This window comes from Trichocoleus sp. FACHB-262 (assembly GCF_014696035.1).
Taxonomy (GTDB): Bacteria; Cyanobacteriota; Cyanobacteriia; order FACHB-46; family FACHB-46; genus Trichocoleus.
Genome location: NZ_JACJPK010000086.1, coordinates 483,745 through 505,218 on the forward strand (window position 1 = coordinate 483,745; position 21,474 = coordinate 505,218).

The window sequence follows — 21,474 nt, forward strand, 5'->3', positions numbered from 1 at the left end:
TTCTGAGCGGTTTTGCAGACGCTACTCTAGAGCCAAGCCTGTTTAGAGGGTGAAATGTGGCAGAGAGAGTCAGAGCCGCTCGAAATCGTACCCTGACGTTGACAGAAGCGGAGCGATCGCATTACCAATCCCAACTGTTGCAGTTAAGTGGTCCAGTTACCACTGATACGCTGCTTAACCAAACCATCTGCCAAGACTTGTTCCAAGTTCTGGACTGGTTACCAGATCAATTTGTGGATTTATTGGTGGTTGATCCTCCCTATAACCTCACCAAGCAGTTCAATCAGCAATGGGTGAAGCAGCGATCGCTAGAAGACTACAGTGATTGGGTGGATAGCTGGTTGTCTCGCCTAGTGCGGGTGCTGAAGCCCACAGCTTCGGTTTATCTTTGTGGTGACTGGCAATCTTCTCTAGCCCTCTACACGATCGCCTCGCGCTATCTCACAGTCCGCAATCGCATCACCTGGGAACGTGAAAAAGGTCGGGGAGCCAAAGCCAATTGGAAAAACTGTGCCGAAGATATCTGGTTTTGTACCGTCTCAAAAGACTACTACTTCGATGCTGAGGCAGTGCAACTGAAGCGTCAAGTTCGCGCTCCTTACACCGATGGGTCAGGGCAACCCAAAGATTGGCAAAATACCTCAGAGGGAAACTTTCGGTTGACCGCAGCCTCCAACCTCTGGACCGATATGACCGTGCCCTTCTGGTCCATGCCGGAAAACACCGACCATCCCACCCAAAAACCAGAGAAGCTAATTGCCAAAATTATCTTGGCTAGCTCACCCGTGGGTGCTGTGGTTCTCGATCCATTTCTTGGCTCTGGAACGACTTCTGTGGTCGCGAAAAAGCTGGAGCGGCAGTTTGTAGGAATTGAGTTGGATGAATATTATGCTTGCTTGGCAGCTAAACGTTTAGCTCTAGCAGAGAGCGATCGCCACATTCAGGGCTACTGCGATCGTGTCTTCTGGGAGCGCAACAGCCTACCCCACCAAAGAACTTTGCTCAAACGAAGAGTTTGATCGCAGCCATAGCAAAAGCGCCACACTCCATAACAAGTAGGCGCTTAGCAGTATCAATCCAATTCAGTTGATCAGAAACGTAAATTACCCCAAGTTTTGCAGCCGTCGAGAGGAAAGTAAAAGCACAACCCAACGTCTCTACGATCTCTCAAGCAAACTATTTGTCTTGGTCTGCTGATTGTCGGCTGGCAGTTTGGATATAGAGAATCAGCAAAAAGACTGCTGGAACCAACACAAACAGAATACTTGCGACAAAGCCTAATTCATTAACTTCCATTACCCAGCCTCAAATTCATTTCAAAGTTACTGACAGGCCCAGCTCACTCAAGTAAACAAGTTGCCGCCACTGGCAATGCTGTTGTTAGAACTGGGCTTTGAAAGAGCCTTCAGTGCTCTGTCTATCTTGTATCACAGATAGGTTGCCTGCCAACACCTACCCTCAATCTCTCCTTAAGAGCTTTTAGGCTTAGTGTTCACGCTCACAGGCCCATTTACGAGGGCTTGGCAAGCTAGTCGATAGTTATCAGGCTTCTTTTTGAGTTTACGATCCTCCACCTCAGTGCGAGGAGAGAGATGATCTAGCCCTTCTACAACCTCGACGATACAAGTACCACATTGGCCATACCCGCCGCAGTTCGTCATCTTACCAATGAAGGTATAAATATCAATCCCATTCTCGATCGCCTTAAATCTCAGGTTGGCTCCATCCGCTGCGATGATCTCTTTATTCTCTTTAATGAACTTAATATTTCCCATACCCGATACCCGTTCCCCTCTTTGTCCCTTCGTTACATTCACCCATCATCACAAAAGCTGCTCTATCCAAGTGGCATGGGCATTGCAGCAAAAATGTATCAGCTTAGCCATTCAAGGTTCAAGAAATGCAAATTCTTTCTCAGAATCAAAGCTTCCCGTTTCTAAGCTAACAAATGACTTGCTGCTGATCTGACCCAGGAGGCCCATTCTGCCAGCTTCTAGTTAGAAACCGGAAGATGTCAGGATCTGGAAGGCTGTTACAAGTCACGAAGGACTATTGCGGAACCATCAACTTTGCTTGCATTAGGCTCTAACACTGGTTACACTTCTTTATACATTTCATCTTTATAAGCGCATTGTCAAACTGCTTAAGCTGTCTTGTTTAGAGGCAATTTTGGTAGACAGTGCTAAACGGCAAAAGAGTTACAGCGGTTCTAGATCTGGTAGGTTTATCAGTATCCGGCACCTTAACAAAATGCTGAAAGAAGCGTTGAAGTAGGAATATCTAGAGGAGGAGCGTAGTCAATGGGACTACCCTGGTACCGAGTACACACAGTCGTTCTGAATGACCCAGGGCGACTGATTTCTGTACACCTAATGCATACTGCACTTGTGGCAGGCTGGGCCGGTTCAATGGCGTTATATGAACTGGCTATTTTCGATCCTAGCGATGCTGTCCTGAATCCCATGTGGCGTCAGGGCATGTTTGTTCTACCCTTTATGGCTCGCTTGGGCGTCACCCAATCCTGGGGTGGCTGGAGCATTGCAGGTGAAGCGGCAGCCAATCCTGGTATCTGGTCATTTGAAGGTGTTGCAGCTGCTCACATTATCCTTTCCGGTCTGCTATTCCTCGCTGCCTGCTGGCACTGGGTTTATTGGGATCTAGAACTGTTCAGAGATCCTCGGACTGGTGAACCTGCCCTCGACTTGCCAAAAATGTTTGGCATTCATTTGTTCTTGTCGGGTCTACTCTGCTTTGGCTTTGGTGCATTCCATTTGTCAGGCTTGTTTGGACCCGGAATGTGGGTTTCCGACCCCTATGGCTTAACAGGCAGTGTCCAGCCTGTAGCTCCAGAATGGGGACCTGCTGGATTTAACCCCTTTAACCCTGGTGGTATTGTGGCTCACCACATTGCTGCTGGAACAGTTGGAATTATTGCTGGTTTATTCCACCTCAGTGTTCGTCCTCCAGAGCGTCTTTACAGAGCGCTGCGGATGGGTAACATCGAGACTGTACTCTCTAGCAGTATTGCGGCTGTTTTCTTTGCTGCCTTTGTGGTCGCAGGTACGATGTGGTATGGCAATGCTGCCACCCCCATTGAGCTGTTTGGGCCAACTCGTTATCAGTGGGACCAAGGTTACTTCCATCAAGAAATCAACCGTCGTGTTGAAGCCACTGTTGCTGGAGGCGGCAGTCTCGAAACAGCTTGGTCAGAGATTCCTGAGAAGCTAGCGTTCTACGACTATGTGGGCAACAACCCTGCGAAGGGTGGTTTGTTCCGTACAGGTCCGATGAACAAAGGTGATGGAATCGCTCAGACTTGGCTAGGCCACCCTGTCTTCACAGACTCTGAAGGTCGCGAGCTGTTTGTGCGCCGTATCCCTAACTTCTTTGAGAACTTCCCAGTTGTCTTGACTGACAGCGAAGGTGTAGTTCGGGCAGATATCCCATTCCGTCGGGCTGAATCTAAATACAGCTTTGAGCAGACTGGTGTAACTGTCAGCTTCTACGGTGGTGAATTGGATGGTCAAACATTCAATGATCCTGCGACTGTGAAGCGTTATGCTCGTGCGGCTCAATTGGGTGAGCCCTTCCAGTTCGATCGCGAAACTCTAAACTCTGACGGGGTATTCCGGACTAGCCCTCGTGGTTGGTTCACCTTTGGACATGCCGTCTTTGCGCTCTTGTTCTTCTTCGGTCACATCTGGCACGGTTCTCGGACTCTGTTCCGCGACGTGTTTGCTGGGGTTGAGGCTGACCTTGAGGAGCAAGTTGAGTGGGGTCTGTTCCAGAAAGTGGGTGACAAGAGTACCCGCCGGAAGGAAGCTGTCTAAGACTCTGGAGAAATTGCTGAGAATGGTCTAACGACGTCTCAACCTATAGAGGTTAATTCGTTAGGCCGTTCTTCTCCTTCTGTTGATAAACTAATAGTTAGCTAGATTGCTCAGGAATTTTTGACATGGAAGCCGTTGCTTACATTTTGATTTTGACTTTGGCGATCGGAGTGCTGTTCTTTGCGATCGCTTTCCGCGAGCCACCCCGGATCGGTAAATAGCTTCAGATTCAGTAAAATTACATTACTGATGTAAAATTCTCCCAGAAGCAACAATTCAAAGTTTTTGATGACCTGAGCCTCGGCGCTGTTCTTAAAGAGTTTTACTTCTCTTCCTCTGAACAGCTTGCAGTTGAAGCGGCTCAGGTTTTCACCTTTGATTCTTTTCCTGCTCAAAGGATTGGGTAAGTATGCGGTGTCCCTTCTGCCAGCACCCCGATAATCGCGTTCTTGAGTCTCGCTCTGCGGAGGCGAGTCAAAGTGTGCGGCGGCGGCGGGAATGCTTGAAGTGTGGTCGCCGTTTTACGACATACGAACGCATTGAGTATGTGCCGATTGCAATTATTAAACGAGATGGCGATCGCGAATCATTTGACCGTTCCAAGCTGCTTCGAGGAATTGTACGGGCTTGCGAAAAAACAGGCATCGGCTCAGACCGCCTAGAAGCTTTAGTCGATGAAATCGAAGCTGAACTACAGCAAAGAGCAGTACGCGAGGTGCCGAGCACCGAGATTGGTGAATTAGTATTGCAGCGCCTACAGTTTCTGAGTGAAGTTGCTTATATTCGATTTGCCTCGGTCTATCGTCAATTTCGAGGGATTCGAGATTTCATTGATACGCTCAATCACCTGCAAGGATGTCTCAATCAAGGAGAGGGGACTAGTGAGGCTGCTGAGAGCAGCATTGATGTTGTAGCTGGCGCTGAGGCAGGATCTGAACAAGAAACACCCGCTGCCTTTATGACCCATTCCTAACCTTATTCCTAAGAATTATAAAACTGTTATAGAAATTCATAAAAACCCCTCTAAAGATATTAGCGGGGGAAGCTATTGCGTTATGATAGTTCTTCTGAACCCACAAACCATCTAGAGCAGATCTCCTACAATAGTGCTTGGGGGGGATACAGGTGTAGGCTGCACATTAGTAAACGTGCGTGTACATCGATAGGAGACGAAACTTACCAAATAGATTAGACACTGGGAAACAATTAGCATGGTCAATCAGGAAACAACGGCTAAGGACATTGGCTTTACACACGACGATTTTGCAGCCCTACTCGACAAATACGATTATCATTTCAGCCCTGGCGATGTGGTCGCCGGCACAGTATTCAGCTTGGAACCGAGGGGCGCTCTGATTGACATCGGTGCTAAGACGGCTGCTTATATTCCCATTCAGGAAATGTCAATTAACCGCATTGACGCTCCTGAAGAAGTATTGCAGTCGAACGAAACTCGCGAATTTTTCATTTTGACGGATGAGAATGAAGATGGACAGTTGACTCTGTCTATTCGTCGAATTGAATACATGCGAGCTTGGGAGCGAGTCCGTCAGTTGCAAGCAGAAGATGCGACGGTTCGTTCTAGCGTATTTGCGACCAACCGGGGTGGCGCGCTGGTCAGAATTGAAGGATTGCGCGGCTTTATTCCTGGTTCTCACATCAGTACTCGTAAGCCTAAAGAAGAGCTGGTTGGCGAAGAGCTACCCTTAAAATTCTTAGAAGTAGACGAAGATCGTAACCGCCTAGTCCTCAGTCATCGTCGGGCGCTGGTTGAGCGTAAGATGAACCGCCTGGAAGTTGGTGAGGTGGTCATTGGTACTGTGCGCGGTATTAAGCCTTATGGTGCATTTATCGATATCGGTGGTGTGAGCGGTCTGTTGCACATCTCTGAAATTTCTCACGATCACATTGACACCCCCCACAGTGTTTTCAACGTCAATGATGAAGTGAAGGTCATGATCATTGACTTGGATGCTGAGCGTGGTCGGATTTCCCTTTCCACTAAGCAGTTGGAACCAGAACCCGGCGACATGGTAAAGAATCCTCAGGTTGTCTATGAAAAGGCAGAGGAAATGGCCGCTAAGTATCGTGAGCAACTCCGAGCGCAGCAAGAGGGCGTGACCATCGAAGAGGTTCCTGCCGCAGTTGAGGAAGCTGAGGAAGAAGTGGTAGAAGCAGCAGCTCCTGAAGAAGTGGCAGAAGAGCAACCTTCAGCTGTAGAAATCTAGACTTTCAACGACTAGATTTCAGTTACTGGGTTAGTGCTGCTACAGATTGTTTTCCTCTGTGAGCTAGCGATCAATTATCTAAGTGTTTTTGAATGAAGAGGGGCTGACTCCTCTTCATTTTTATTGCCTTTATTTTGTTGCTTTAATAAGTTCGCAGGAGGGATAGATTTGGCGATCGTTCGCTGCCAGCACTTAACCTTCACCAATATTGAAGCGGTGATTTTCGACAAGGATGGGACGCTGGCGAATTCAGAATCTTTTTTGATCAAGTTAGGTCAGATGCGATCGCACCTGCTAAATCTAGACGTCCCAGGCATAGAAGCATTGCTGTTGAGAATGTTTGGTTTAGTAGGCGATTGCCTCAATCCTGCTGGCGCTTTAGCAGTGGGCAGTCGTCGCGAGAATGAAATTGCTGCTGCCGCTTATGTTGCGGCTACAGGTCGAGATTGGGTGCAGTCGTTGGCAATCGCTCAGACAGCCTTCAAAGCAGCAGATCAGCATTTTCAGCGTAAGGCTGACTACACAGCCGTTTATCCAGATGCATTGCCTTGCTTGCGATCGCTCAAAGCAATAGGCGTGAAAGCCGCAATTCTTTCTTCAGACTCTACTGCCAATGTCCAAGATTTTGCCCAGAGATATGAGCTAGAGCCATATTTTGACTTGCTGATGGGTACTGAGTCAGGACTTACAAAACCTGACCCCAAATTGCTTCAGCAAACCTGTGTAGCACTGGAAGTAGAACCTACGGCAACGCTTGTGGTGGGTGATTCTAGTGCAGACTTAGTCATGGCACGAACGGCGGGAGCAGCAGGTGGAATTGGAGTAACCTGGGGGTGGGCTGAGTCCTTTGATTTACCAGATGCAGATGTAGCGATCGCGCGGTGGGAAGAAATTGAAGTATTGAGCGCAGAATAAAAACTGCTTGCAAACCATTGATCTCAGTCAGAAAAGCACTTTGCCTATGGGAGCCTAGGTCGGGGGGCTACGAGCATGACCACAAGTGGTATAATTCCGGAACTTAACCCCTGAGCGCTAGTCCGTTTAGCTAAAGAGAGGATATTTCCTTGTCTCGTCGCTACCTTTTTACATCTGAATCAGTTACCGAAGGCCACCCCGATAAGATTTGCGACCAAATCTCGGACACCATCTTAGATGCCCTCTTGGCTCAAGATCCCACTAGCCGAGTTGCGGCTGAAGTGGTTGTCAATACAGGTTTGGTTTTGATTACTGGCGAAATTACTTCCAGAGCCAACGTCAACTACATTGAACTAGCTCGCCAGAAAATTGCCGAGATTGGCTACACAGGTGCCGAGAACGGCTTCTGTTCCAATAGTTGCTCCGTCTTAGTAGCTTTAGATCGGCAATCCCCCGACATCGCTCAGGGTGTGAACGCGGCACAGGAGCGCCGTGAAGAGTCCAGCACAGAAGACCTGGATGTCACCGGAGCAGGCGACCAAGGCATTATGTTTGGTTTTGCTTGCAACGAAACACCAGAACTGATGCCCTTGCCGATCAGTCTGGCTCACCGAATTGCCCGCCGCTTAGCAAGCGTTAGAAAAACGGGGCAACTGTCTTACTTACGCCCAGACGGTAAAACTCAAGTCACGGTTGCTTACGAAGATGGCCGTCCAGTTGGCATCGATACTATTTTGATCTCTACGCAGCATACAGCTACCATTGGTGACATCACTGATGAGGTTGCGGTGCAAGCCAAGATCAAGGAAGATCTCTGGTCTTTGGTCGTAGAACCGATCTTTGCAGATATTTCTGTGGAACCCGATGAGAACACGCGCTTCCTCGTAAATCCTACAGGCAAGTTTGTCATTGGTGGCCCTCAGGGTGACTCTGGTCTGACGGGACGCAAAATTATTGTAGATACCTACGGTGGTTACTCTCGTCACGGTGGCGGCGCTTTCTCGGGTAAAGATCCTACCAAAGTAGACCGTAGTGCTGCTTATGCTTGCCGTTATGTCGCTAAAAACATCGTGGCGGCTGGACTAGCGGAGAAATGTGAAGTGCAGTTGAGCTATGCCATTGGTGTGGCTCGCCCGGTCAGCATCATGCTGGAGACTTTTGGTACGGGCAAGGTAGATGATGAGAAACTCCTAGAGCTAGTGCAACAGCACTTTGAGTTGCGTCCAGCAGGCATCATCAAAGCCTTTAATTTGCAAAAGCTCCCAGCTGAGCGGGGTGGTCGCTTCTACCAAGATGTAGCTGCTTATGGTCATTTGGGTCGCACTGACCTAGAGTTGCCTTGGGAGAAAACCGATAAGGCAGAGCTACTAAAGGAAGCTCTGACCCTGTCTAGCGCTTTAGCTTAGTCCTAAGTTACCTATCAAGCGATCGCCACTCTTCATCGGGTTGCGATCGCTTTGTTTTTTCAGCATTCAGGGTTCTAGCCTCAGAAGTGTTAATAACGGACTTGTAACGTTACAATCGCTGCAACTTCCTGCTCTCCACCGATTATGGGCGTAGGCACTTTGCTGTTTTGAGTTAGTTCTCCGGCGATCGCCATTGGCATCGGTGGGGGCATTTGGTTACCACCCATTACTTGAACGTTGAGAATTTCTCGCTGTTGCAGCCCCAAAGCTTCTAAAGCTGCACTCACTTGAGTTTTAGCTTTGGCAGTGGCTTCCCGAATTGCATCTTGTTGCGCTTTGGCGATCGCTTCGTCGGAGGCAGCAAAGGAAACGCTATCAATCCGGGTTGCGCCTGCTTTGACGGCATCATCTAGTAAGGTGCCAACTTTGTCTGTTGGCATGCGAAAGCTGACCATGTTTGCCCCCGAGTAGCCTTTGATGCTCTGTTCTCCATCTTTATAGCTGTACTGAGGATTGAGCCGAATGCCAGTGGTTTCTAGCTTTTCGACTTGACGAGACTGAAGGAGCTTAACCACAGCTTGCGATCGCTGCGCCACTTGTTGTTGCACAGCCTCAGCCGTTTGATTCTGGACTTCCACTCCCAGTTGGATTTGGGTGAGGGTGGTTGGAATATTGACTTCACCTTTACCCGAAACCATTAAGGTTCTGGTGAGTGGGCTAGTGCTAGATGGGGCTTGACAAGCGCTTAGACCGATGGCACCCAGTAACAGGAATGCAGCTCTTAAATAGTAATTTCTGGTTCTAATAAAACGACTTAGATGGGCACAGTTCATATATCCTCAACACTGGAATCGAGCGGATATATCTACTGTGTCACTGGCGTCCTTGGGCAGGGTGGCAAGTTACAGTTTTGGAAACCTCAGGTTTTGGGGTTCAGTTTTTGCGAAATCCAGCTAGCGGCTCCACTGACTAAAGCTCCTGCCATCAGAATTCCTAGCGCTGGGGTAAATACGGGGTCCCAGAGCTTGTACCACAAATCTAAGCCTAGAGGAATGCCCGCAGAACGTCCTATCACCGCGATCGCGAGCCAGAAAAAGCTAAATAGAACTAAAAATAAATCAGCAACAAGCGCCAGATTAATCCACTTTAAAAGATTGTCTTTCATTAATTGTTTAGGCTCAGAGCCACAAAAAATAGATTACAAAAAAAGATGGCCGTACTTGCAATGAGTACAGCCACAATTGTAGAAGCAGAATTGATAATTTTGAAATTAACTATCTAAAAGCCTGCTTAGTCCAGATCATTCATCGCTTCTCCGGGCATGCTCAGATCATCTGGATCTACATAGTGGCAAACTGCATCATCAATACAAATCAAAGCCCAGCCTGATTGATCCATCCCAACCAGCCTGTAAGAAGTTTCTTGAACAAAAAATCCTTTGTGATTCCGAGTTTCTGGCTTAACAGCGACATTCTCAATGATCATGGCGGCCTAACTCCGTGAATGTTAAAAATGAACCAGCGATAAAGCTAAAAGCTCAGCTTATCGCTTAGTTCATAAAATCTTATCATTAGATTTTCGGATTTATCGTTAAGTTGTTTGAGTAATTGTTGAGCGATATAAATAGACAGAGAGTTTTATATCTCTAAACGCTCAATTCATTACCCCATGCAGCTCCTAGGACTCGAATAGCCACTGCTGAACTCGCTGCAAACTCTTCCAATCGGGTTTTCTGCTTAACCCTTCTTCAAGATTTTGTTTAACTTCGTCCTCTAATTCTTTAGCCACCATCATGATCTGTTGAGCTAACTCAATATGATCACGGACGCCTTTTTTGGAGGTTTCCAGCATGGCGATCGCTAAATTTACTTGAGCTTGCGGATCTTGCGGATTGAGTTTGACTGCTTTTTGCGCTGCATTGTAAGCCTGGGTAGGTTTGTTATCTAAGAGATACAGCCAAGCTAAGCAAGTCCAAGCAGGGCTACTTTTGCGGGCCCGCTCGCAAATGTCTTTGAACACAGGAATCAGGGTGTCTGGGCCTTCTCCTGCCTTGTAGCGTTCAATGCTTGCATCAAAGAGATCTTCAATGGTCTGAGTCATATCAGTTCAAAACTTGAATGGTTGAGATGGCAGCAATAAATTAAACCATGCTGAGGGGAGCATGGTTCGTAGTTTTGGACTAATTTTGGGCTACGGTTCTAAACTCAAAGCTAGCTAATTAAGCTGAGAATGACTTCCCGCAACCACAAGTCTGAGAAGCGTTCGGATTGGTGAATTGGAAGCCACCGCCAATTAAGGCATCATTGTAGTCCAGCACTAAGCCATAGAGATAAAGCAAGCTCTTGCGATCGCAGATGACTTTGAAACCGTCATAGTCAAACACGTCATCGTCTTCACGAATATCCTTGGGGTCAGCGAAATCCATCAGGTAAGACATGCCAGAACAACCGCCATTGCGCACTCCTACCCGCAGGCAGAGATCTTGACCTTGCTTTTCTCGCAGCGCAAGCACTTGGCGGAGGCCATTTTCCGTTAGCAAAATTCCTTGTTGAGACTGAGTTGCTTGTGTCATTGCTCGGTGTGACTCCTTATGCTTCTTAAAACGTAGATTGCTTCAGCTTTTCAGTCTATTTTCTGAAGGGTATTTCAGCTAAATTGGTTGTACCAGCCAAACCCCTCAAACTCGCTGTGATGGTTCTACTCTAGATCTTAACCTCGATAGCCGATTGCTCGAACGCGATCGCAGCTGAGCGATTGCAAACTAGCCATGTCTGCTGTGCTTTTCCCTATATGTTCTTAATGGCTTAGGTTAAGCCAGATTTAGTACGATAAATTCTCTAGCAGAAGTTTTTTGCATGGGGCGTTAGCATTGCCATTGACGCTGCAACGCTGACTGGGCAACAACCCTTGAATTTTGTTCGCTTCTCAGCTCAGCCTAAAGAGCCCCACGTTTCAGCTTTAATATGGCTACCATTGAGCTTTCCCCTTTGTCCTAGCCTTCTACAATCACTGGTTCGGTCTATGACTACTCTGACTCCCCCCACCTGTCGTCGCCTGCAAAACTTGCAACAAATTCCTAGTGTTTGGGAGGGCGACCGCCGTCCATTGACCGATAGCGCAGCGGCAAGTGTTGGGGCAGAGCTGAAGGGGGAAGGGGAATGCATTCTCTGGGTAGACGGTTCGCAGGCAGTGGTGCGAGCGATGGATATTGTGCCCTTAGAAACAGGTGCAGAGGCGGTGGTTCGAGCCCTTTTGCAAGCAATGGAACATCCTCATAGTCCTGCCTTACCGGGTCGTCCGCAAAAGATTGTGGTGCGCGATCGCGAACTTCAGTTTTTCCTCCGGGGTGTTCTCCAAAATCTGGACATTGTGATTGATTATGTGCCAGACCTACCCCTGATTGATGAAATCTTTAAGGGCTTTCAAGAAGCTGCTAGCGTCCGCCCTCCTCAACTGCCTCCAGCCTATGCCAAAGCTTTGACTGAAAAAGCTTATGAGCTTTGGGACGGTGAGCCTTGGGAAATTTTAGGCGAGCATCAAATTCTAGCGATTGAGATTAATCAATGGGATGTGGAGACCCTCTATGCTTGCGTCATGGGCATGATGGGCATGGAATATGGCATTCTGCTCTATCGTTCGCTGGATTCCCTAAAGCAATTTCGTCAACAGATCCTAAACCAAGACTCAAGCGATCACATGGAATCTGCGTTCCTAAAGCAAGATTGCATGTTTATCACCTTCGAGCAGACGGAAGATGAAACTGACGACGAAACGCTTGATTTGTCAGAATTGCCACCTTCGGAAGTACAACCTAGCTTTGGCAATCTGCACCCACTGGAGCGCATGCGATCGTATTTGTATGAGGAAGAAGCGATCGCCTGTTCAATTGCCGCAGAAGCGCTCCATCGCTTTTTTCGGCAGCATGGCAAAAAACTATCGCTCGATCACTTCCCGGCTATTAGTAGCCGCTACCGCATTCCGTTGGCTGAACTAGGCATAAAATCCAAGCAACCACAGCTTTCCGTCCAAGTTTCTACCTTGCCCGATGTTGCTGCTGAATTAGCGGCATTGACAGATGACGAAGACGAGGATTTAGACTTTCCAGTGCTGCGCGACGATTTGGTGCCCAAGGATTGTCTACGCTGGTTAGAAATCTTGCCTTGGGAAACCGTCGAACTCTTGAGAAAAGACTCAGGCTTTTCTCAGCTCGCTGATACCCGCGTTGAAGCAGTAGGTGAAGGTCTCCCTGTCGTCTTCATTCAAACCTCCCAGCCTAAAGCCAAAGCTTTAATCCAAGGTTTAGAAGCGGCAGGTGGCCTAAACGCTATTTGTTTTAACCCTGGTGAAGATCCGTTTGCGGGGACAACCTACGACTTAGGGGTTCTGCAAACTAACAACGGAGAATTGCATTTATTCGAAGAGTTTATTGAGGAGAATGCTGCTTACACAGCCGCCCGCAAAAAATGGGAGCGAGTTTGTAAAAAAACGAAAGGCTATTGCGGCTTAGTGATTGCTAAAGGAGTAACTGGGGCTTCCCGTGGCAAACCGCCCGTCAAAGACATGCTGGCACTGATGGAAGCGCGATCGCTCTCCGCCGAAGAACTAGGCATTGGCCCAATGGAGCTGAAGTTAGAGATTGATTGGGTCTGAACCTCACTTGCTCACTCTGTCTTAAAATATGTAAAGCAATTATCAGGAAAGGCAGAATGCGAGTTGCGATCGTTGGGGCGGGGCTTGCTGGCATGGCCGCAGCCGTCGATTTAGTCGATGCAGGGCATGAAGTAGAGATTTTTGAGTCTCGTCCGTTTGTGGGTGGCAAAGTCGGCAGTTGGGTAGACGCTGACGGCAACCACATCGAGATGGGCCTGCATGTGTTCTTCTTTAACTACGCCAATCTGTTTGCGTTGATGAAAAAGATTGGGGCGTTCGAGAACCTACTACCCAAGCAACATACGCATACTTTCATCAATCGTGACGGTGTGGTGAAGGAACTCGATTTTCGCTTCCCCATCGGTGCCCCCTTCAATGGGCTCAAAGCCTTTTTTACCACCGGACAGTTGTCGCTCCTCGATAAGCTGCAAAATGCGATCGCCCTCGGCACCAGCCCTATGATTCGCGGCTTGATCGACTACGAAGGCGGCATGAAACAAATCCGGGCACTCGATCGCGTCAGTTTTGCCCAGTGGTTCCGTAGTCATGGTGGCTCGAATGGTAGTCTCAAGCGGATGTGGAACCCGATCGCCTATGCCTTGGGTTTCATCGACACGGAAAACATCTCGGCTCGCTGCATGCTGACGATCTTCCAGATGTTCGCCACCAAAACCGAAGCTTCTAAGCTGAACATGCTCAAAGGCTCTCCCCACGAGTATTTGCTCAAGCCGATTGTAAATTATTTAGAATCGCGGGGCACCAAGATTCACACCCGCCGGGGTGTCCGCAAAGTGCTGTTTGAAGATGCAGGCGATCAAACCAAAGTCACTGGGTTAGTGATCGCCAACGGTGATAACGAAGAAACTGTTACCGCTGATGCTTATCTCTGCGCCTGCGATATACCTGGAATTCAACGCCTCCTACCCTCCCAGTGGCGGCAATGGTCAGAGTTTGACAATATCTATAAGCTGGACGCGGTTCCTGTAGCGACGGTTCAACTGCGGTTTGATGGTTGGGTGACGGAACTACAAGACCCCCAAGCTCGTAAACAATTAGAGCACGCCGCCGGAATTGATAACCTGCTCTACACGGCTGATGCAGACTTTTCTTGCTTCTCCGATTTGGCGCTGTCTAGTCCTGCCGATTACTACCGTCCGGGGCAAGGGTCATTGTTGCAGTTGGTGTTGACTCCGGGCGATCCGTTTATTAAACAGAGTAACGAGGCGATCGCTCAGCACGTCCTCAAGCAAGTGCATGATCTGTTCCCCTCCTCGCGAGAACTAAACATGACCTGGTATAGTGTCGTCAAACTGGCACAATCGCTGTACCGCGAAGCCCCAGGCATGGACCCCTACCGTCCACCTCAAAAAACTGCGATCGCCAACTTCTTCCTGGCAGGGAGCTACACCCAGCAAGACTACATCGATAGCATGGAAGGAGCCACACTGTCCGGGGGACAAGCCGCTAAAGCAATTTTGGCTAGTTTTTCTCAAGTGACTGAGAACCGCCAACCTATCGCAGTTAACGCTTAACTCACTAACCCCCTTAATAAGGGGGGTTGGGGGGATCTAACTCACCTTCATCAGCGAGATCCGAGCATGTCTGATTGGCTAGAACATAGCGTCCAAGTTGAAGTCGATGTCCCCATTGAGTTGGCCTGGAGTCTCTGGTCTGACCTGGAGCAAATGCCCCGCTGGATGAAGTGGATTGACTCAGTGAAAGTGCAGGAGGACAACCCAGATCTGTCTCGCTGGAAGCTAGCTACAGGCGGTTGGACCTTTAGTTGGCAATCGCGCATCGTCAAAATTGTGCCTCAGCAAATTATTCAGTGGGAATCGGTGGATGGCTTGCCCAACCGAGGAGCAATTCGTTTTTACGATCGCGGTAACAGCAGCATCGTCAAACTCAGCGTTTCCTACGCCATCCCTGGCATCATTGGCAAGCTGATGGACAATCTATTCTTAGGGCGTGTGGTGGAATCCACGATCCAAGCCGATCTAGAGCGTTTCAAGCAATACGCACTGCAAGCTAAAACCCAGGTAGAAGCCTAATCGTGTCGAGCTAGCGTTAAGCAGTCGCGATCGCCCACCTCAAATTGCTTTGATTCTCTGGCTGACTGGAGACTCTAAGATAGTTCCATTCCTATCTCTACTATTTCTACTGAGTAGAGGGACTTAAAAATGGAGCGTTCAATATGAGTACGACAAAAGGCAAAGCCGCAATTTTGAGTGGTGCGATCGCGACACTTGGCCTGTTTACCGTAGTGGTAAGCTCTGCATCAGCGGCTGAGCAAAACCAAACTCCCACGAAAGTAACGGCTGCCGACAAGATGAGTGAGTCAATCACTCAAAAACCGATGAATCAACCTGCTGTTCGGCAAAAGTCAACAATGCAGCCAGCTAACGAGGGTGGGTGTAGCTGTTGTAAAAACATGATGGGTGGCAACATGTCAGGCATGATGAATCACAACAAAAAAGACATGATGCAATCCATGCCAGGAATGATGAGAATGCCGAGTACAGCTAAGTAAATAGCTAAAATTTTTGATGGCGTGGGCAAGATGTCCGCGCTCCAAGTTCTACCTACGCTGTAGCTTTACCGACTAGGTGACGGTAGATGCAACAAAGATAGAACACAGGGTTTGTCACCTAACTGGATGGGTAGCGCCTCTACATAACAGTGAAGCGGGCCACAGCCAAAGTCTAGGGCTTCCGTACCTATTTGAGGTTGTCCGCTGTGAAACGCTTCGGCAATGAGGGAGTCGTGGGGGATTGACTTGTTTTTGGGAATGAAGCCGCTGCTCCAACCTTGAGCCTTGGCCCGCCACCACACGCGCAGTTTCTTTTTAGGTTGTGGTTTCGTGGGGAGGCAACCTTCTGCTTCCCCACGACGTAGAGCTCGGTGCCACATTACTACCGCGTAGGCTCCAGATTCGTGTTGCACCATGCGAAGTAGAGTAGCAAGCAACGAGGTTTGGTAAAGATTTGCCAGAATTTGTCCGGTGCGGAGGGAAAAGCCGAGACTGCGGAGTTGGGGTAGAAACGAAGAGGTAGGCATCAACAACTCGGCGGCTCCGCGATCGCACAACTGCTCTTTTTGCTCAGCCTGCCAGGGCATTTGGGTGTTGGTGCCTTGCAATAACCGCTCCTGAGCATCAAACAACAACTCCATCAGCTCATGACCTTCGGTGAAGCGCTGCCGCACCAAGGGGTCATCTTCTTTAATCAGAATCAAACCTGCATCGCTATCCACCAGAATGCCTTGCTGATCGGCTAGCGGTGCCCGCAGAGGCGTAGGCATGCCGAATTCTTGGTAGATGCGTAAGAGATCGATCGGTGGTTCGTCGCCAAGCCCTGCTGATTGCCGCAAAAACTCGACATAGCGGAACACATCATGCTCAGTTTGCAGCAGCCCATGACGGGACAGGAAAGCTTGTCCAGGATGCCTGTACTGCATGGAACCGTTTTGCCTCACTCACTGGATTAATGGCGAATCTATTTACCAACAGTCATCTTAATCACGTTATAGAGCAATTCCCATTTTTCCGGGGTCGTGGGTTGCTGACCTCGGTACTTGAGCCGCGCCAACATTAGCACATCATCCGGGGGGAGGTCGGCGGTTTTGGCAAACTCCGCCAAGCTGGACGGCAAATCTGCCATTGCATCTAAGGTTCCTGTTTGTTCTTGCTTCAACCCCAATACCGAGGTGAGGCGTTCCATCACTTGCCAGGACAGATTGGTGGCCTGCCCGCGCTCGATTTGTGACAGGTAGTTGCGGGAAATTCCTACCTGCTGTGCCAATTCTTCCTGGCTGAGTTTTTCTTCTCGGCGGCGATCGCGCACCTTCTTACCAAAGTCATCAGTTTCCATTGCATTGACAGTTAGGACAAGTTTTTGACAACTATAGTTTGCAAATTTAGTCTGCTGGCTTTACATTTTCCGAAGTAAATGCCATAATAGTGTTCAGGAAATGTAAACCACAGTTTGCAATCCTGATTTCACTTTAACAGAAATCCCTCCGAAACATTCCCCGCCGCGAGTTCGAGTTAGTTCAAAACAAGTTCTTTCCAGATTCAGTGATTCACCAAGAAGGTTTATGTGGAGCGGGCAAAGCCTGCTTCATATAAACCCCACCAACAAGATTCAAGTTCTAGTTCTAGGGGATGTTTCATGACCTCAGGTGCCGTCAAAGACAGCAAAGCCAAGATTTTAGAAGCATCTCAACAGATTTTGGCGGAGCGGCAAACCGTGAGTCCAAGGCCGCCACCAAGGAAGAAGAAGCTGAGCGATCGCGCACCATTGCCACCGACGATTACGAAGCTAAACAACGCCAAATTGAGCAAGAACTTTAGGAAACAGCTCAGGCCAAAGAAAAAGATTGGTCAGAACGGGAGCAGATTTTGCTAGCGAACCAAACGCAGCTAGAAACCTATCGCCAAAAAGCCGAATCTTTCCCTACAGAATTAGAGGAAGGAATTAACAAATCTAGAGAGGAAGGTATTCGCGAAGTTAATCAAGACGCGAAGGTCAAAGCGGATTTGTTCGAGAAAGAATGGGAAGCACAAGCAATCCTACGAACTGCAAATCCAATCTCTCGAAGCCAAAAGCCAAAAACAAACGGAACAAATCACCGAAATTTCCAATCAACTTCAAGCTGCAATGCGTCAGGCTCAAGACCTGGCCATGCGTGCCTTTGAAAGCTCCTCCAATCGCATGAGTGCCTAAATATTACGCACCGTAGGGGCGAAGCATTCGACCACAATTCTTTGATCGTTGAGTTAATGCTGCTATCGAATGCTTCGCCCCTACAAAGATTTCTCCACAAGCCATCGATTTTGGTGCAATTCATGAAGCAATTACTTTGCGGTCATACCTCACATCGCAATGAGGCGATCGTAGAACATACCTTTTATGTCAGCGATGAACACCGAACTTATGCCTGGAATGGTCAATCTCCTTTAGATGTTCGCATTGATGCTGTGATTGACGTAGCATCTGCCTACATTCATCAAATGAGCCACCAAAAACCTAAATTTCAAAAACTAGAACTTTCCTCTCAAGTGCTGAGGAATGGTGAAAATTATTACTACTTTCTCGTGATGTTTGAGCCTCCCTGGTGGGACGATCCAGACGCAGAGATTTCTGGAATGACAGAGGCGATCGTGACGCTAGATTACAAAGTTATTGAGCCAGAAATTCATCATTTCACAACTGAAGCAGAATACCAACGACATCGAGTTCTGCAACGGTTACAACATCAACTCGGAAGCCTGGAACCAGCCTTAGAACAGCAAGTTTCTCGCCTTTCTACCAACGTACTTTGGAGTTTAGACACAGCTCTCTGGGATTTCAATAGTGAGGTTGATTTGACAAATTGGTTGGAAACTCACACTTCACAGAGCCGTAAGCGCAAGAAATGAGCGTTGGCGATCGCACGAACAACAGCGGACCGAGCAAGAAACCGCGATCGCTGAACAGGAGAAATAATTTGCCGAGCTGAAAGAAAAGGTGGAAGGCTTACCCAAAGATTTGGAGTCGGCAATCAAACGCGCCAAGGAAGAAGGCAGGGGCATTGCTCATCACCAAGCCAAGGTCAAAGCAGATTTGTATGCCAAAGACGTGGAAGGGAACAGGCGCAACTATGAACTACGCATCCAATCCCTACAGGAGACCCTACAAAATTAGGAGACCCGGATTCATGCGCTCTCATGACAGCTTAGTGCTGCCCTCAAACAGGTTCAGGATTTGGCAGTCAAAGCGATTGAAGGCGCAGCAAATGTCAGTTCCTTCCAAGCCATGCGCGAAATCGCGATTGAGCAAGCGAAGACTCAGACCAAGAACAAGTAACTACACCTCAACGTTCTATACGCTGTTGCTCCGTTGTTTGCGATCGCTCTCCAGTCAGTTTCCCGCTTCCTAACCCTGCGTTACTCAGTGATTCAATGGGATTCAATGGGTCAACTGGGATATTGATCTAGAAGCACTTGCCGTCCAAATGTGAGTTATTGATCCTCTTGCAACAGTTGATACTGCACTCGCAACTCTGGTGACTCGGTAGCGGGTGCATCCTGAACCAGCAGAGGCGTTGTTTCAACTACCGCACCGGACGAGCGGTCGAGAATCACGTCCACGCGATCGCCCACTGTCCAATTTCTTGGTAGTGGTTCTAGCGCTAAATCTGCTTGCGGGCTAGAAGTGGTGTTAGTGTTGGAACTAGTGGATGATACTAACGGTCGGGGCGATCGCCCAATGGGGAAATCTTGGCTGATGCTACGACCTTGAACACCGCGTAGTGATTCTCCGGAGAGCGTAAAGTTACCAGTCGCCACTTGCCTAGGAGTTTGGGCAGAAGCCGCAGGCAAGAAGCTTAGGGTGAGTAAACTTGCTCCCAAAATGGCGAAACCCTTGGGAATCATGATTCTTGATCTCCTAATTAGTACTGTTACCAATCAGGGTAAGCAGCAAAGAGTATTCCTTCGTCTCTCAGGAGAGGCAAGTGATTGTTAGCTTGGCATCTCCCCAAGGAGATACTTTCTCTACAAAAAGAATTTACCAGCTAGGATCGGAGAATAGTTGAATGGTGAGTTGCGATCGCCCTGGTGGCACTGCCGAAATGCAACTTCGTATCGTTTCCCCGCCTTCAATTTCTACCTCACAGGCATGGCAAGACCCCATCAGACAGCCCGTCGGAATATCAACTCCTGCTCTGTCAGCGACTTCTAGCAGGGATTCTCCTGGTTCTGCCTCAATCGTGACATCGTCGGGTAGAAAGCGAATGCAAACACTCATGACAAAACCCTAAAATAAAGCTAAATCTAACGGCATTCTGACGTGCCAGCCTTTACTGTATAGCTTAAGGACAAATGGGTACGTTGCACCCAAAGGGTTAGGGACATTTAGCGCACCTTGAATAGAGGGTGCGCTTATTTTTTTAGCTTGCTCAGAGAAAGGTTGACTGTGCTCTCTAGGGAAGAATGGGGCCTAAGTCTAGGTGTGATTCAACCTGAGTAGCCAGAGCATCTAAAAGGGCTTCTCGTTGTTCTCGGTAATTGGAAATTCCGGTTGGCAAAGACTTCAGACCGCGTTGCTGTCGGAGGCGATTTAGCCAAGCTCGCCGCCAGGGGCCATTGTCGAACAAGCCATGCAGATAGGTGCCCCATACAGACAAGCTCTTGTCCACTACTCCCAAATTGGCATCTTCAAATAATAACTGTACCCCTTCCCCTTCCATCACCTGGGTTCGGCCTTGATGGATTTCATAACCTGAAACAGGCAGTCCAGTTTGAGGAAAGTTGGAACTGACTAGACGCTGGCGAGCTACTTTCTGCCCTGTAATCACGGTTTTGAGAGGTAACAGCCCCAGACCTTTATAACGACCTTCATGCCCCTCCAGCCCTTCGGGGTCTGCCAAAATTTTACCCAGCATTTGAAAGCCACCGCAGACTCCGAGGACGGTGCCACCGGCTGCGGCATAGTTTTGAATTTCTTCGGCCATGCCAGTTTTTTGCAGAGTCAGCAAGTCAGCGATCGTGGCTTTGGAGCCAGGAATAATTACCGCATCTGGATAGCCTAAAGAATCCTTTGGACCTACGTACTTCACGGTGACGGTTGATTCTGACTCCAGCGGGTCAAAGTCAGTGAAGTTAGAAATCCGAGGCAGGCGGACCACGGCGATCGTTAGATCACGATTGCTTTGGCTGGTACGGCGCTCGAACAAATCTAGCGAATCTTCGGCTGGGAAACCGGAGTCTTCCATCCATGGAATCACACCGATGACGGGAATGCCTGTGCGCTCTTGCAGCCAATCGATCCCGGATTGCAGGAGCGATCGCTGACCGCGAAACTTATTAATGACAATGCCGCGAATTAAGGCTCGTTCGTCAGGCTCTAGGAGTTCCAGAGTGCCGATGATATGGGCAAATGCGCCACCGCGATCGATATCCACGACTAAAATGGTGGATGCATTCAAGTGTTTTGCCACCCGCATATTAGTCAAGTCGCGGTGCTTGAGGTTGATCTCGGCAGGGCTACCTGCTCCTTCGCACACCACTAAGTCAAATTCTTCGCCCAGCCGTCGCAACGATTCTTCGATCGCCTGCCAGCCTGGTTCAAAGTAATGCTCGTAATAGTCAGCTGCACTAACTTTGCCTACTGCTCTACCTTTGAGAATCACCTGGGAAGTCATATCTCCCTGAGGCTTGAGCAAAATTGGGTTCATCTCAATGCGAGGGCTGACCCCTGCTGCCCAAGCTTGTACGGCTTGAGCGTAGCCAATTTCCCCCCCGCTTGAGGTTACGTAAGCGTTAAGAGCCATGTTCTGGCCCTTAAAAGGAGTGACCCGCCAACCGCGACGGCTCAGAATTCGGCACAAAGCCGCAGTCAGTAGCGATTTTCCAGCGTGGGACGTAGTGCCCACGATCATAATGGCTTTCATCCGAGGTCCTCG

26 protein-coding genes are annotated in these 21,474 nt (G+C 48.8%); 14 read left to right on the forward strand and 12 right to left on the reverse strand.

Going from position 1 to position 21,474, the window contains the following annotated elements; translation table 11 throughout:
* Positions 1–56: 56 nt before the first annotated feature.
* Entirely contained in the window at positions 57–1,019 is a 963-nt protein-coding gene (locus H6F68_RS19745) for a site-specific DNA-methyltransferase (RefSeq protein ID WP_190561561.1), read from the forward strand.
* 157 nt (positions 1,020–1,176) lie between these two features.
* On the opposite strand, the gene psbM is transcribed toward H6F68_RS19745, so the two are convergent.
* Positions 1,177–1,296, reverse strand: a complete 120-nt coding sequence (gene psbM, locus H6F68_RS19750; RefSeq protein ID WP_190433838.1) for a photosystem II reaction center protein PsbM — start codon at positions 1,294–1,296, stop codon at positions 1,177–1,179.
* A gap of 173 nt (positions 1,297–1,469) precedes the next feature.
* A complete protein-coding gene (locus tag H6F68_RS19755; RefSeq protein ID WP_399314599.1) occupies positions 1,470–1,817 on the reverse strand; it encodes a 2Fe-2S iron-sulfur cluster-binding protein in 348 nt (115 codons plus the stop codon).
* A gap of 483 nt (positions 1,818–2,300) precedes the next feature.
* Here H6F68_RS19755 and psbB point away from each other — a divergent pair, with 483 nt between their 5' ends.
* From psbB to metK, 6 genes are all read left to right on the forward strand, one after another.
* Positions 2,301–3,830, forward strand: a complete 1,530-nt coding sequence (gene psbB / locus H6F68_RS19760; protein ID WP_190433834.1) for a photosystem II chlorophyll-binding protein CP47 — start codon at positions 2,301–2,303, stop codon at positions 3,828–3,830.
* Positions 3,831–3,955: 125 nt separating this feature from the next.
* Positions 3,956–4,051: a photosystem II reaction center protein T gene (locus tag H6F68_RS19765; RefSeq protein WP_190433832.1), complete on the forward strand. Its 96-nt coding sequence runs from the start codon at positions 3,956–3,958 to the stop codon at positions 4,049–4,051.
* A 188-nt stretch (positions 4,052–4,239) separates the two neighbouring features.
* Complete coding sequence (nrdR, locus tag H6F68_RS19770; RefSeq protein WP_190433830.1) at positions 4,240–4,803, forward strand: transcriptional regulator NrdR; 564 nt, start codon at positions 4,240–4,242, stop codon at positions 4,801–4,803.
* 238 nt (positions 4,804–5,041) lie between these two features.
* Positions 5,042–6,058: a 30S ribosomal protein S1 gene (locus tag H6F68_RS19775; protein ID WP_190433827.1), complete on the forward strand. Its 1,017-nt coding sequence runs from the start codon at positions 5,042–5,044 to the stop codon at positions 6,056–6,058.
* 168 nt (positions 6,059–6,226) lie between these two features.
* Positions 6,227–6,973 (forward strand): HAD family hydrolase, encoded by a 747-nt coding sequence (locus tag H6F68_RS19780; protein ID WP_190561580.1) that lies wholly within the window; start codon positions 6,227–6,229, stop codon positions 6,971–6,973.
* 149 nt (positions 6,974–7,122) lie between these two features.
* Entirely contained in the window at positions 7,123–8,379 is a 1,257-nt protein-coding gene (gene metK, locus H6F68_RS19785; protein ID WP_199300174.1) for a methionine adenosyltransferase, read from the forward strand.
* 89 nt (positions 8,380–8,468) lie between these two features.
* On the opposite strand, the gene H6F68_RS19790 is transcribed toward metK, so the two are convergent.
* The 5 genes from H6F68_RS19790 to H6F68_RS19810 form a co-directional block, all read right to left on the reverse strand.
* On the reverse strand, positions 8,469–9,077 hold the full coding sequence (locus H6F68_RS19790) for an SIMPL domain-containing protein (protein ID WP_242065572.1): 609 nt from the start codon (positions 9,075–9,077) through the stop codon (positions 8,469–8,471).
* A 221-nt stretch (positions 9,078–9,298) separates the two neighbouring features.
* The gene (locus H6F68_RS19795) at positions 9,299–9,544 is read right to left on the reverse strand and encodes a hypothetical protein (protein ID WP_190561584.1); all 246 of its coding nucleotides are present in this window, start codon (positions 9,542–9,544) and stop codon (positions 9,299–9,301) included.
* A gap of 125 nt (positions 9,545–9,669) precedes the next feature.
* A complete protein-coding gene (locus H6F68_RS19800) occupies positions 9,670–9,864 on the reverse strand; it encodes a hypothetical protein (RefSeq protein ID WP_190561586.1) in 195 nt (64 codons plus the stop codon).
* A 192-nt stretch (positions 9,865–10,056) separates the two neighbouring features.
* Positions 10,057–10,479 (reverse strand): tetratricopeptide repeat protein, encoded by a 423-nt coding sequence (locus tag H6F68_RS19805; RefSeq protein ID WP_190561588.1) that lies wholly within the window; start codon positions 10,477–10,479, stop codon positions 10,057–10,059.
* A gap of 118 nt (positions 10,480–10,597) precedes the next feature.
* Entirely contained in the window at positions 10,598–10,951 is a 354-nt protein-coding gene (locus H6F68_RS19810) for an iron-sulfur cluster assembly accessory protein (RefSeq protein WP_190561590.1), read from the reverse strand.
* Between the two features lie 449 nt (positions 10,952–11,400).
* On the opposite strand from H6F68_RS19810, the gene H6F68_RS19815 reads away from it, so the two are divergent.
* The 4 genes from H6F68_RS19815 to H6F68_RS19830 all read left to right on the forward strand — a co-directional run bounded on the left by H6F68_RS19815 (position 11,401) and on the right by H6F68_RS19830 (position 15,559).
* Positions 11,401–13,029 carry a DUF6930 domain-containing protein gene (locus H6F68_RS19815; RefSeq protein WP_190561592.1) on the forward strand — a complete coding sequence of 543 codons (1,629 nt, stop codon included), beginning with the start codon at positions 11,401–11,403 and terminating at the stop codon, positions 13,027–13,029.
* Positions 13,030–13,085: 56 nt separating this feature from the next.
* Positions 13,086–14,561 carry a 9,9'-di-cis-zeta-carotene desaturase gene (zds, locus tag H6F68_RS19820; protein WP_190561594.1) on the forward strand — a complete coding sequence of 492 codons (1,476 nt, stop codon included), beginning with the start codon at positions 13,086–13,088 and terminating at the stop codon, positions 14,559–14,561.
* A gap of 66 nt (positions 14,562–14,627) precedes the next feature.
* Entirely contained in the window at positions 14,628–15,080 is a 453-nt protein-coding gene (locus tag H6F68_RS19825) for an SRPBCC family protein (RefSeq protein WP_190554666.1), read from the forward strand.
* 143 nt (positions 15,081–15,223) lie between these two features.
* Positions 15,224–15,559 carry a hypothetical protein gene (locus H6F68_RS19830; protein ID WP_190561596.1) on the forward strand — a complete coding sequence of 112 codons (336 nt, stop codon included), beginning with the start codon at positions 15,224–15,226 and terminating at the stop codon, positions 15,557–15,559.
* 65 nt (positions 15,560–15,624) lie between these two features.
* Here H6F68_RS19830 and H6F68_RS19835 read toward each other — a convergent pair whose 3' ends face one another.
* Entirely contained in the window at positions 15,625–16,485 is an 861-nt protein-coding gene (locus tag H6F68_RS19835; RefSeq protein WP_190561598.1) for an ImmA/IrrE family metallo-endopeptidase, read from the reverse strand.
* 38 nt (positions 16,486–16,523) lie between these two features.
* Positions 16,524–16,898: a helix-turn-helix domain-containing protein gene (locus tag H6F68_RS19840; protein ID WP_190561600.1), complete on the reverse strand. Its 375-nt coding sequence runs from the start codon at positions 16,896–16,898 to the stop codon at positions 16,524–16,526.
* A gap of 293 nt (positions 16,899–17,191) precedes the next feature.
* On the opposite strand from H6F68_RS19840, the gene H6F68_RS19845 reads away from it, so the two are divergent.
* The 3 genes from H6F68_RS19845 (at position 17,192) to H6F68_RS19855 (ending at position 18,713) form a co-directional block, all read left to right on the forward strand.
* Complete coding sequence (locus H6F68_RS19845; protein WP_190561602.1) at positions 17,192–17,380, forward strand: hypothetical protein; 189 nt, start codon at positions 17,192–17,194, stop codon at positions 17,378–17,380.
* A gap of 429 nt (positions 17,381–17,809) precedes the next feature.
* Positions 17,810–18,448, forward strand: coding sequence for a DUF4351 domain-containing protein (locus H6F68_RS19850; protein WP_190561604.1), 639 nt, complete (start codon positions 17,810–17,812; stop codon positions 18,446–18,448).
* Positions 18,449–18,536: 88 nt separating this feature from the next.
* Positions 18,537–18,713, forward strand: a complete 177-nt coding sequence (locus H6F68_RS19855; RefSeq protein WP_190561606.1) for a hypothetical protein — start codon at positions 18,537–18,539, stop codon at positions 18,711–18,713.
* A 317-nt stretch (positions 18,714–19,030) separates the two neighbouring features.
* Here the strand turns inward: H6F68_RS19855 and H6F68_RS19860 are convergent, their stop codons facing one another.
* From H6F68_RS19860 to cobQ, 3 genes are all read right to left on the reverse strand, one after another.
* Positions 19,031–19,444: a hypothetical protein gene (locus H6F68_RS19860; RefSeq protein WP_190561608.1), complete on the reverse strand. Its 414-nt coding sequence runs from the start codon at positions 19,442–19,444 to the stop codon at positions 19,031–19,033.
* A gap of 133 nt (positions 19,445–19,577) precedes the next feature.
* Entirely contained in the window at positions 19,578–19,817 is a 240-nt protein-coding gene (locus H6F68_RS19865; protein WP_190433797.1) for a 2Fe-2S iron-sulfur cluster-binding protein, read from the reverse strand.
* A 175-nt stretch (positions 19,818–19,992) separates the two neighbouring features.
* Positions 19,993–21,462, reverse strand: coding sequence for a cobyric acid synthase CobQ (cobQ, locus tag H6F68_RS19870; RefSeq protein ID WP_190433795.1), 1,470 nt, complete (start codon positions 21,460–21,462; stop codon positions 19,993–19,995).
* Positions 21,463–21,474: the final 12 nt, after the last annotated feature.

Excerpts from the sequence above, each read along its gene's own strand:
- psbM (WP_190433838.1), bottom strand. The coding sequence starts at position 1,296 with ATGGAAGTTAATGAATTAGGCTTTGTCGCAAGTATTCTGTTTGTGTTG.
- psbB (WP_190433834.1), top strand. The coding sequence starts at position 2,301 with ATGGGACTACCCTGGTACCGAGTACACACAGTCGTTCTGAATGACCCA.
- H6F68_RS19765 (WP_190433832.1), top strand. The coding sequence starts at position 3,956 with ATGGAAGCCGTTGCTTACATTTTGATTTTGACTTTGGCGATCGGAGTG.
- nrdR (WP_190433830.1), top strand. The coding sequence starts at position 4,240 with ATGCGGTGTCCCTTCTGCCAGCACCCCGATAATCGCGTTCTTGAGTCT.
- H6F68_RS19775 (WP_190433827.1), top strand. The coding sequence starts at position 5,042 with ATGGTCAATCAGGAAACAACGGCTAAGGACATTGGCTTTACACACGAC.
- H6F68_RS19790 (WP_242065572.1), bottom strand. The coding sequence starts at position 9,077 with ATGGTTTCGGGTAAAGGTGAAGTCAATATTCCAACCACCCTCACCCAA.
- H6F68_RS19795 (WP_190561584.1), bottom strand. The coding sequence starts at position 9,544 with ATGAAAGACAATCTTTTAAAGTGGATTAATCTGGCGCTTGTTGCTGAT.
- H6F68_RS19800 (WP_190561586.1), bottom strand. The coding sequence starts at position 9,864 with ATGATCATTGAGAATGTCGCTGTTAAGCCAGAAACTCGGAATCACAAA.
- H6F68_RS19805 (WP_190561588.1), bottom strand. The coding sequence starts at position 10,479 with ATGACTCAGACCATTGAAGATCTCTTTGATGCAAGCATTGAACGCTAC.
- H6F68_RS19810 (WP_190561590.1), bottom strand. The coding sequence starts at position 10,951 with ATGACACAAGCAACTCAGTCTCAACAAGGAATTTTGCTAACGGAAAAT.
- H6F68_RS19815 (WP_190561592.1), top strand. The coding sequence starts at position 11,401 with ATGACTACTCTGACTCCCCCCACCTGTCGTCGCCTGCAAAACTTGCAA.
- zds (WP_190561594.1), top strand. The coding sequence starts at position 13,086 with ATGCGAGTTGCGATCGTTGGGGCGGGGCTTGCTGGCATGGCCGCAGCC.
- H6F68_RS19825 (WP_190554666.1), top strand. The coding sequence starts at position 14,628 with ATGTCTGATTGGCTAGAACATAGCGTCCAAGTTGAAGTCGATGTCCCC.
- H6F68_RS19830 (WP_190561596.1), top strand. The coding sequence starts at position 15,224 with ATGAGTACGACAAAAGGCAAAGCCGCAATTTTGAGTGGTGCGATCGCG.
- H6F68_RS19835 (WP_190561598.1), bottom strand. The coding sequence starts at position 16,485 with ATGCAGTACAGGCATCCTGGACAAGCTTTCCTGTCCCGTCATGGGCTG.
- H6F68_RS19840 (WP_190561600.1), bottom strand. The coding sequence starts at position 16,898 with ATGGAAACTGATGACTTTGGTAAGAAGGTGCGCGATCGCCGCCGAGAA.
- H6F68_RS19845 (WP_190561602.1), top strand. The coding sequence starts at position 17,192 with ATGTTTCATGACCTCAGGTGCCGTCAAAGACAGCAAAGCCAAGATTTT.
- H6F68_RS19850 (WP_190561604.1), top strand. The coding sequence starts at position 17,810 with ATGCTGCTATCGAATGCTTCGCCCCTACAAAGATTTCTCCACAAGCCA.
- H6F68_RS19860 (WP_190561608.1), bottom strand. The coding sequence starts at position 19,444 with ATGATTCCCAAGGGTTTCGCCATTTTGGGAGCAAGTTTACTCACCCTA.
- H6F68_RS19865 (WP_190433797.1), bottom strand. The coding sequence starts at position 19,817 with ATGAGTGTTTGCATTCGCTTTCTACCCGACGATGTCACGATTGAGGCA.
- cobQ (WP_190433795.1), bottom strand. The coding sequence starts at position 21,462 with ATGAAAGCCATTATGATCGTGGGCACTACGTCCCACGCTGGAAAATCG.